This is a genomic window from Burkholderia sp. BCC1972 (assembly GCF_905339605.1).
Classification (GTDB): Bacteria; Pseudomonadota; Gammaproteobacteria; order Burkholderiales; family Burkholderiaceae; genus Burkholderia.
On sequence record NZ_CAJPGH010000052.1, the window covers coordinates 1 to 9,995 of the forward strand.

The window sequence follows — 9,995 nt, forward strand, 5'->3', positions numbered from 1 at the left end:
GCTCAATGGGCTTTCTATTATCCTTCCAATTTCATTTCGGGGCGAAGTAGGCCGACGAAGTAGCGACTGCTTACAGAGGGTAGCCGACCCTTGAACGTCCGAGCGTTGCCGCGTGTGAACGGTGGCTCATGTGAGGCTGCCGCCCGACACAGTCAACTGTAGCAGACCGACAACTGCCTTGCGATCCCACGCACCCTCAACGGCTGCTTCCAAGGTTCAACGGCCTTTGCAGCAGTCATGTCGCTCGGCCGGTCTTCGCTTAATCAACATTGGGGCGAGTTGGTCTCTACAACAGGAATATGGCAGACTGCCGAAGTGGTTGCATCGAGCAAGGAGACGGCACTCTCCTCGGTCAGCGCGATTACAACTGCAGGGCACTGTTGCCGCTAAGTTTATTTGGCAAGCACGATGACGGGCTCCACGGGGAGCCTCACTTCGTCTATTGGGACGTCCCCGATCCTGGGAAGAAGGAGGTCTCCAAGGGCGAGAAGATTCTTGCAATAGTTGAGCAGCATCAGACATCACCTGTTCGATTTGCCGTAAGAGTGATGGTATATCTGCCGTTTAGCGTTGGTTGAATCGCTTTACCTAACGATCGACAATGACGAACACATGTGAAGAGTACCTATTTCTCGATAGGTCGGGCGACTACCAGAAAAATGACGGACCGAAGGGGACAATATGAATGACACGGTGGCACGGGTTGTTCCAGAGCCGCTTGCTACAGATTACAGCGGAATACTGGCTCACCGCCGACCCGGCGATGCGAGATGGAAGGCGCTCTCAGAAACCGCATATCGAGTGATCCATCCGATCGAAAATTTGGAAACGGATGCGCGTACTCAAATTGCGGAAAACCGGCAGGCGGTGACAGATTTGTTGTCCGGGGCGCTGCAGTACACTAATCTAGGCTTTTTCGCGGGCAGTGGCACTTCGCTTGGTGCGGCAAACGGGCCAAGCATGTGGAAATTGTGGACGAGCGCATTGTGCACTGATGCCAGTGGAAAACAGCTATCTGCGCAAGGGGAGCAGGTCTGCAGCAAGATTCGCTATGGTGAACGCGAGAACCCCAACATCGAGCATTTTCTGTCCCAGTGTGATGCCTATCTTTCATTCTCGGCCGATGAGGAGGTTCAGTCGTTCGTCACCCGTGTGAAGGCACAGATACTCGAACTGTGCAGCGCATTCCTCACCAATGCGGGATCGGACATTTCGGCTTACCGATATCTGTTGCAAAAGCTCGCGCGTCGGAGGGTACGTGATCCGCGCCTGAAAGTGTTCACGACCAACTACGATATGTGCTTCGAGGCGGCAGCCTCAGATCTCGGGATCACAGTCATAGATGGCTTTTCCTACACGCGCAATCGCCGGTTCGACGGTCGGCACTTCAGTTATGACGTAGTGCGTCGCGACGCGGAGCGGCAGGACTTTGTGGAAGGAGTTTTTCATCTCCACAAACTCCACGGGTCTGTCAGCTGGCAGCGCGATGGTAACGATGTCTTCGAAGTTGCCAGTCCGACGGCCGATAAAGCCTGCCTGATTTATCCAGCCAAGGGGAAATACCAGCAGGCGTTCTTGCAGCCACATCTGGAGCTTCTATCGCGCTTCCTAGATTTTTTGCGCCAGCCGAACACTTGCCTGATTACCGCTGGATTTGGCTTCAATGATGATCACCTTTCGGAGCCTATTTACTCGGCGGTGCAGGCAAACCCGAGCCTCAAATTGATTCTGACAGATCATCGCTGTATCGAACATGTCCATAACGAGGGGCATCACGGGTCGAGCCCGTACTGGCAACGGTTTGCGGATCTGGCGGAGCGCGGATTTGATATTCATTTCATTGGCGGCTCGTTCGCCGACGTGGTCGACATAATTCCGTCGCTTCGTGCGGTCTCGCCTGCCGAACAGCTTGCTGAGGCCGTTCGCAGAGTTGGAGTGCGCATATGACATGCGACGATTTGGGGAAAAACGGGGCACTTCGCGCGGAACTGCGGGTGGGCGTTGTGTCAAGCGTGCAGGCACAGTCGGTCAAAGTCAATCTCGCGCATGCCGGCGACGTTGGCGGCCAGTATATTCGTTCCCAGCGCTACGGCCGTGGTGAAGTTGGCGAACTGGTGTTGATTGAGGCGCAGCAAGGTCTTCTCTTGGGGCGCCTCACGGAAGTGTCTCTTCCCGACCGTGATCGCACAGAGATAACGCAGGATTTCGAAGGTTCACGCCATGTCGATGCAATCGGTTTCATCCGACTTTTGGGCTCAGTTCACGCTGTTACCTTGCGCATTCAGGCGGGTATAGCCGCATATCCGAGACTTGGCGATCGAGTTTTTTCTGCACCGAGCTCATTTGTCGCCCGAATCCCTGATCTGACCGACGCGGGACTCGACACACAGCCGCCCGCTGTTTCCTTGAATCTGGGGCAAGTGTCCGGAGAGTCGGGGTTTTCAATCGCCGTCACGCCGGAAAAATTGTTCGGGCGACACTGTGCGATCCTTGGATCTACTGGCGGTGGTAAAAGCTGGACGACCGCCCGAATTCTCGAGGAATGCCGCCGATACAGGTCAAAAGTGATCCTTCTGGATGCAACGAGTGAATATCGCTCGCTTTTAGGCGACGACATGTTCCACTGTCATGTGGGAACGCCTATCCATATCGCAAATGGCTCAAGGGAGGTGGGCATCCCACCAACGGATTTTTCGGAAGGTGACCTAATTGCGCTTTTTCAGCCGTCGGGAAAGACGCAGGGACCGAAGTTACGAGAGGCAATGAAGAGCCTTCGGCTCGCCCGCCTGGTCCCGAGCATCGCTACAAACGGTATTGTGAGAAAAGTCAATCAACCGAAGGCCGCGTATCGCCAAGCTCTGAACGAAGGGAACAACGCGGCTCTGGTGGACGATCCCAATCAGCCTTTCGACGTTACCGTCCTGCACCGTCAGATAGTGCAGGAATGTTGCTATCCGGATGCAACAAATGGCTCTGAGGCATGGGGAGCGCCTTCGAATGAACTGTCATACTGTTCGTCGCTGCTGACCCGTATCATTGGGGTAGTGAATTCGTCGTCGATGGCCTGCGTGTTTCGTCCGTCACCGGACGCATTGATGCTTTCGGATGCGCTCAACTCATTTTTCTCGGACGAAAACAAAACAATCTTTCGATTGTGCCTTAGTTCGATCGGTTACGAGTTCAGTGCGCGAGAGGTGATCACAAATGCGATTGGTCGTATGCTGCTTCTAAAGGCGCGACGTGAAGAGTTCCGTGAGCGTCCTATTCTCGTTGTCCTCGACGAAGCCCATAACTTTCTTGGAAAATCAGTTGGCACTGAAGATTATGCGATGAACCTGGATGCGTTCGAGCTTGTTGCAAAAGAAGGCCGTAAATACGGTCTCAACGTCTGCCTTGCAACGCAACGCCCTCGAGACATTACGGAAGGAGTCCTTAGTCAAATGGGAACATTGCTAGTTCATCGTCTGACGAACGACCGAGACAGGGAGGTCGTTGAGCGGGCATGTGGAGAAATCGACAGATCCGCTGCCGCGTTTATCCCGAATCTCAAACAAGGGGAAGTGGCGCTCGTCGGTGTCGATTTCCCGATTCCTGTCACAGTTCAGATCATCCCGCCCTCTCAACCACCAAAGTCGGATGGTCCGAGTTTCCAAAGGCTTTGGAGTCGGGGCGCTTGAACAGTTTGTGTGACATGTCGATTCGACGTAGCGTTCAACATGGCGCAACGTCGGACGATACGTGTGGTACCACGCTTTCGCTACCATCGAGGCATGATGTGGAAAGTCATTGATGCTCCAGCTGCCAAGAAGACGGTCGAGAACGATTTCGCTCAAGTCACTGCCCGAACGTCGTCTAAGGCTGATGGTGCGAGGCAGTCCCTCGGCGATTGAATGGCCGTTTGCCGATCGGGGCGGTCGTCTGATTGTCTTGACGATGCATTGGACGAAGGTCCCTTCGTGGCCGACGAGTGACCGCTCGCCGGCCGCAATACCGTCAAATCTCCGTCTGCTCTGCCATCCCAAGGGCATAGTCGACTTCGATGCCATCTTAAGTCGCGACCGGGTCGCCCAGATTTCTCAGAGCTTTAACGGCGGCTTTTGCTTGGTGAACTTGGCTATCTTATCGTCAGCTTGTCGTTGATGTCGACGGAGACACACATAAGTGGGGTGCCGCAGGCGGAAGAGCCGGGCGGTTCGAGTCGCAGCAGAAAGTCGAAATATCGTTCCGTGAGCTTCGCGAGCTGTTCCTGTACCGCGCCTAGCCGGATGAGGCATTGGGCGTCCCAGTTCATGCCCACGACGAGTTCGCTTGTTTCGCCGTTCCACTCGCTCAGGAGAATCGCGGCGGCGCGTGCGTTTTCCTCGGCGAATCGCTCGACTCGCTGCTCAATGTAGCGGACGTCGTCGCGCATTAGCGTGCCGGAAACGCGAAGGGAAACGGCATGCGCTACCTCGTCGTGCCGGAGGTAAACCGAGGCGATGCCTCCTAAATGGCGCGATACCCTATCGAGCTGCTCGTCCTCAAGGTCCTCTTGCACGGCGAGCGCGCCGCTTAGGACGTACGGAGCCGGTTCTTCCATTTTGAACCTCCGGGGATTGGATACGCCCGGCATGGCGGATAGCGCCGGGATGTCGATGCTCGCGCGCTAGGTCGCCACCGGTCGAAACTTTTCGAGAATCCGCGCCTGACGTTGGAGAAAGGCCTCTAACTGGACGTACTCGTCGGCAAGTTCTTTGAGCAAGTCAACGTGCAGGGCTAGGCCCAGTGGCACACACGACGGCTCTCCGTAGCGAACTCGTCTGAAGATACTGCCGGTCCGTGCCCATTTCTGGGAGAATTCCCCAAGTGCATTCTCGACGATCTCTGCTTCGTCGTCGGTCAGTACGCCGCGAATGCGGATGACGAGCGAATGCGTGACGGCATCTGTCGCGAAGTAAATGTCGGCAGGGTCGGCAATCGTTTGGGCGAACTGTTGGGCGTGGTAGTGCCGGAAGTTGTCCAAGACGGACAAGGCACCGCAGATTTCATAGGTGAAAGGCATAGCGCCTCCGGGATGAGGGACTACCGTCTTTGGGACTCGTCGCATATCCCCGCTACCATCGGTAGTCGGTTGATCACATTCATTAGACTAGGTTCCGATTGGACATATGTCAACGAAAAATTCTCAAACGGACATATTTTCCGTTCGACTGAAATTGGAGCGGAAACGACTCGGCATGAATCAAACTGAGTTCGCTGCAGCGGGCGGCGTGCTCCAGCATGCCCAAGTCAATTACGAGAAAGGGGCCAGATTCCCTGATGCCAACTACTTGGCCGGGATCGCCGAGGTCGGTGTGGATGTTCAGTATGTGCTGACTGGTCGGGTGTCCGATTCGGCCACGCTTGCTCTCACCATCGACGAGGAGAGACTTCTGGCGGGCTTCCGTGAACTGAAGGCTCGAGAAAAGCGGGGTGTCTTAGCCCTGGTAGGTGCGATCGCCGGAACACCATCCGACGATCAAGAGAATGGCATCGGCGAGACGTAATAGCGATTTCGGTAGCATGGTCGCCGGTCGAATGATCAATCCCCAGTGGGCGTGGTCGGCGAATGATGTCGCACGGCTCATCCCCGGCATTACCGCACGTCAACGATCGAGCTTGAACAAGTATGGTCGATGGAGTGTTTCCTCGACTTGGGCCTCACCCGGATATCCGCTCGATGGTGCTACTTCGCGACCATCGTTTCGCCCGCTGCATTGCTAACGTACCTCAACTGCGGACATGGCACCCAAAACCGGCGCAAGCCTATCCTGCAGTCACTCATTTTTCATCTTGTTTTCTCGGCCGATCGTGACTTCCGTATGCGCTATGTGCAAGCCATGCGCATTCTGAAATCGCGTCCGTGTAATTGCCGTGTGCGGCGCGTTTGATGCAGCGGTGTGAAGAAGTGAGCCCCGCATACACGATCGCATGATCCCGAGCGCATCACGTGTAAACGGGTGGAGAATGCCGGAAAGCATGTCTTGAGTGATTGGTGCGTCCGAAGCACCGCGTCGCGTCGTGCCGGTGGTACTTGAGTTTGGTCCGCAGTGGCGCGACGGTGAATGTCTGCGTAACGCCGGTGCGCGCGTGTAGCGCTGGCGTTGAAAGGGCCGGGCAGAAGAGGTGAATGCCGAGTGCGCGCCGGTGGCATCGAATGCGTTGTGGATTGCTATTCAGCGCGAATCGACGGGCAGCAGTGTTCACTGCAATTCGTGTCCATACGCGCGCGAATGAGAAGTCAGATGAGGCGTCTGACGAGAGCGAAAATATTTCTTGTTCCGTCATATTCCTATGCATTCCTCTACATTCTGTTTGCTTCGAAAACGACATAGAACGAGGGTTGACGGAGCGTAAACGCGTGCGCAAGATGCAGTGAAGGGTGTGCGTCGGAGGTCGTCATGTCGGTTGCCAGAAGATTTACTCGAGGACAGTGGGCAGCGTTCGGTCGTAGGCTGGATGCGCTGCCGGAAAAACCGAAAGACGCGCAACCTGTCAAGGTCGGGGACGGTGTCAAATCTATACAGACACAGATCGTGGCGGCGCGGGAGAAGGGATATACGTTGTATGAACTGATAGAGCAGGCCGCGCAAGACGGCATCGACGTGAATCTCAATTCGCTGAGATATGCGATGCGCCGTGCGGACGGAAAGGGAAGGGTTCGGCGAGGCAATCGAGACACGGCACGAGAGCAGGCGACAGCGCCTGCTCGAGGCAGGAAGTCAGCACGGGCCAATGCGTCACGCGACAACCCGCCGCGCACGGGATTGCAGCAGAAAGAGAACACGGGGACAACCAGGCCGGGGCAACAGGTACAGGGCTTTCTTGGATTTCCGATCAGCCCGGATACCGAGAACTTGTAGAGGTCTCACATGGCAAGGCAAAATCCCCCCATCTATATGGTTGGTGGCAGCAAGGGTGGTGTCGGCAAGAGTTTTGTGACGCTGGCACTGGTCGACTATCTGCAACGCACGGACATCAACGTCGTGCTGGTGGAGACGGACACGTCCAATCCTGATGTCATGAAAGCGGTCCATGCCGAAATCGAGTGCGCGTCATGTAATTTGGACGACGTCAGCGGCTGGATCGACTTTGTTAACTTCTGCGATACGCACCGGGACGCGATCGTTGTCGTCAACACGGCAGCCCGGAGTCAGGCGGGTGTCGAGCAGTACGGAGGAACGCTCGCTAGCGCGCTCGATGAGCTCGCCCGGCGTCTGGTCGTGTTGTGGGTCATCAACCGGCAACGCGATAGTCTCGAATTGCTGCTCAAGTTCGGCGCGACGTTCCCCAACGCAATCACGCATGTTGTGCGCAATGGCTACTTTGGTTCGCCAGATAAATTCACCCTTTATCGGGACTCGCAATTACGCAACGCCGTTGAAGCACAAGGCCAATCGTTGGATTTTCCCGACCTTGCAGATCGCGTCGCGGACGAGCTGCGTAGCCAGCGTCTGTCGGTCGGGAGGGCGGCGCAAACGATGCATATTGGTGAGCGGGCGGAACTGCTGCGCTGGCGTGCGATATCCGGCACGATGTTCGCCAAGCTGACAGATCATGTGCAATTGGCGCGGTGAGATTGCCCGGTGCGATCGCGCGCCTGTTACACGAGATTGGAACGACCCGGTCGGTGAGAATATTCGGGAGCCGCGCAGACTTTTCCAACCGCCGTTTGACAGCCGTGATATGGCTTATATGACGGACTCAAGGAGAGCCTGTCAGGACAAAAGAATAGTTATCCTGACAAGCTGGGTTTGAGTAGGGCGACGCGATGCCGCCCTACGGTATTTACACCTTCATTTGGCGCATGGCGTCGGCCAGCATCCACAGGGCGCGATTGAGCTTTACGTCCTGATCGATTCCGGTAATGGGGCGTGTGGACATCGCGCGCCCGGTCCGCGAGCGGCCATGCAGCCCGCCTTTCGTGAGATTTTCCTGCACCCGGTTAAACACCGTCCAGAGGTCGTCGCGGCGATCCTCGAAACGGCGGGGAGCGAGCAACTGGCTTTCGGTGATCGGGGCAGGCGCCTCGGCATCGGTTGGATCGTAGCGCAGCGCGAGCGCGGAGCGGGCGAACGCATGCTGCTCGTCACGGTTCAGCGAAACGTCGCACATGCCTTCCTTTTGTTCGCGAATCAGCTCGAAACCGTCGAGCACGTCGAACGCACCATTGATGACGTTCTGAATGATGTTCCCTTTGTGCGGCACCCGAATATCGGCGACGTTGTCGCCCGCAACTATGCCATTCTGGCAGACAAAACGCAGCAAGCCGGCGAGCATCTGATAGCTACTCGTGCCGTCGTGCGAGTTCAACAACACGATTTCGTTGGCTTCGTCGCCATTGATCTGCTCGGCGTGGCGAAGGCGAAGCATGTGCTTCGTGTAGTCGCGCTTGCCCGGATCGCGCACGCGGGTCTGGCAGATCATGAACGGCTGGAATCCTTCGTTACGCAAGCCTCGCAATACGTCGATTGTCGGAATGTAGGTGTAGCGCTCCGAGCGGCTTTCGTGCTTGCCGTCGCCGAAGATGGACGGGGCAACGCAGCGAATCTGATCGTCCGACAGAGGCGAGTCGGCCCGAAGCATCGGGGAGCTGTAATGGAAAGAAGAAGCGAGTTGCACGGTAATCTCCACAGCAAAAAGGGTTGAACGGCGGGCTGTGGGATGACCTTGCCGCTTACGCGGAAAAACTCTCCCGGTGGAACTCGGGGTTGGCTTTTGCTTTTGCCTGACGCCCTGTTTCCTGCCCGTGCGATCCAAGGAGCCGAGCGCGGGACGGTGTCAAGGAAGGAGGCGAGGGATGGTGCGGGCAACCCGGTCCCTCGCCCCTTGATGCCGTCCCGCGCTTGGCTACGGTCGCGGGACAGGGCAGGAAATAGGGTGCCAGGCGCAGGCCAAGGCAGGAGTTTCACGGGAAGAATGACGAAGCCCCGGTTATTCACAGTTTCTGGGGGCAACGCTGTGAACAACTGTCGCGGCCGGAGCGTAAGTGATTGAGGTGTATTGGATTTCGGGGCGAAGGGTGCGGTAAGCCCGAAACGGGTCAGAATTTGGGCATTCGATCGCTTCCGTTTACTCTTGCTCGGAACCACATGGGCATCGGAAGGTAGCCGCCCCGTATACTGGGGCCGGCGTAAGGACATGGGGGGCGGTATGGCGCTTCAGTGGATCGAGTATCTGAAGCAGAGCGGCTGGATGGATCTGCTGAAAGTTGGCGGTGTCGCAGGCATTGTGAGTTCGATCGTCTCGCTGAGTTGGAATGAGCTGCGGGAGGCTAGGGTCAGCAGGCGCGAAGCGAGGCATGTCGCGTTGACCGTCGCGCTGTCGTTGGAAACCTATGCGCGGGATGCCCGATCGATGATGCATCGCGCTGACTGGGCCACGGAGGAGGCCGGCCGCTTGCAGACGTATGAGCCACTCCGTGGCGTTGCGTTACCTCCGTTCGTATTCCCGGAGCCGATCGATTGGAAATGGTTGAAACACAACGTTGCCTCTCAGCTCCGCGAGTTTCCGGCCACGCTGCATTCGACCCGTCAGTCCCTGTCCGCGGAGTGGGAATATGGCGATCCGATCGACTGGTGCGCGGAAGTGGAATTCGAGTGTGCGAAGGCTGCAGTGAGAGCGTTGGAGCTATCTCATTTGACGCGCGCGAGGCATGACGTTGCGCCATGGAAGCCCATCGTGCTGGATGCCGATCTGAAAAGCGAACTCATGCAGTTCATTGCGGAGCAGAGCACGAAGCGCGAGGCGTTTCGGGAGAAGCAACGGCAGGCAGCAGCCAACGTGACTGTCGGAGAGCCCATTCCTCGCGAGCAGTGACGTGTTGCCGCTATCGCGCCAAACCGACGACCGGCGGTTTGGTTTGACGCTCGTGGTTAAACTCAGGTGGCGATGAGGAAGCGCAAAAACTTCTTACTCTTGATCCATGACGGCTCGCGTCCGCTCCATGTCGGATCTGTTGAAATGAAGGGTAACAT

The 9,995-nt window shown here is 56.8% G+C and carries 9 protein-coding genes; 6 read left to right on the top strand and 3 right to left on the bottom strand.

Annotation, left to right across the window (positions count from 1 at the left end):
- Positions 1 to 681: 681 nt before the first annotated feature.
- Together U5798_RS36565 and U5798_RS36570 are read left to right on the top strand one after the other, a co-directional pair.
- The gene (locus tag U5798_RS36565; RefSeq protein ID WP_322084840.1) at positions 682 to 1,947 is read left to right on the top strand and encodes an SIR2 family protein; all 1,266 of its coding nucleotides are present in this window, start codon (positions 682 to 684) and stop codon (positions 1,945 to 1,947) included.
- Positions 1,944 to 3,677 carry an ATP-binding protein gene (locus tag U5798_RS36570; RefSeq protein ID WP_322084841.1) on the top strand — a complete coding sequence of 578 codons (1,734 nt, stop codon included), beginning with the start codon at positions 1,944 to 1,946 and terminating at the stop codon, positions 3,675 to 3,677. The genes U5798_RS36565 and U5798_RS36570 overlap by 4 nt, the downstream gene beginning before the upstream one ends.
- A 437-nt stretch (positions 3,678 to 4,114) precedes the next feature.
- Here U5798_RS36570 and U5798_RS36575 read toward each other — a convergent pair whose 3' ends face one another.
- Entirely contained in the window at positions 4,115 to 4,579 is a 465-nt protein-coding gene (locus U5798_RS36575; protein ID WP_322084842.1) for a hypothetical protein, read from the bottom strand.
- A 66-nt stretch (positions 4,580 to 4,645) separates the two neighbouring features.
- Positions 4,646 to 5,041, bottom strand: coding sequence for a hypothetical protein (locus U5798_RS36580; RefSeq protein ID WP_322084843.1), 396 nt, complete (start codon positions 5,039 to 5,041; stop codon positions 4,646 to 4,648).
- 175 nt (positions 5,042 to 5,216) lie between these two features.
- On the opposite strand from U5798_RS36580, the gene U5798_RS36585 reads away from it, so the two are divergent.
- From U5798_RS36585 to U5798_RS36595, 3 genes are all read left to right on the top strand, one after another.
- Positions 5,217 to 5,525: an XRE family transcriptional regulator gene (locus U5798_RS36585; protein WP_322084844.1), complete on the top strand. Its 309-nt coding sequence runs from the start codon at positions 5,217 to 5,219 to the stop codon at positions 5,523 to 5,525.
- 894 nt (positions 5,526 to 6,419) lie between these two features.
- A complete protein-coding gene (locus U5798_RS36590; RefSeq protein WP_080938721.1) occupies positions 6,420 to 6,881 on the top strand; it encodes a hypothetical protein in 462 nt (153 codons plus the stop codon).
- Between the two features lie 9 nt (positions 6,882 to 6,890).
- Positions 6,891 to 7,595 carry a protein mobD gene (locus tag U5798_RS36595; protein WP_322084845.1) on the top strand — a complete coding sequence of 235 codons (705 nt, stop codon included), beginning with the start codon at positions 6,891 to 6,893 and terminating at the stop codon, positions 7,593 to 7,595.
- A 211-nt stretch (positions 7,596 to 7,806) separates the two neighbouring features.
- Here U5798_RS36595 and U5798_RS36600 read toward each other — a convergent pair whose 3' ends face one another.
- Positions 7,807 to 8,640 (bottom strand): DUF932 domain-containing protein, encoded by an 834-nt coding sequence (locus U5798_RS36600; RefSeq protein ID WP_322084846.1) that lies wholly within the window; start codon positions 8,638 to 8,640, stop codon positions 7,807 to 7,809.
- Between the two features lie 531 nt (positions 8,641 to 9,171).
- Here U5798_RS36600 and U5798_RS36605 point away from each other — a divergent pair.
- The gene (locus tag U5798_RS36605; RefSeq protein WP_060170371.1) at positions 9,172 to 9,837 is read left to right on the top strand and encodes a hypothetical protein; all 666 of its coding nucleotides are present in this window, start codon (positions 9,172 to 9,174) and stop codon (positions 9,835 to 9,837) included.
- The last annotated feature ends 158 nt before the right edge of the window (positions 9,838 to 9,995 follow it).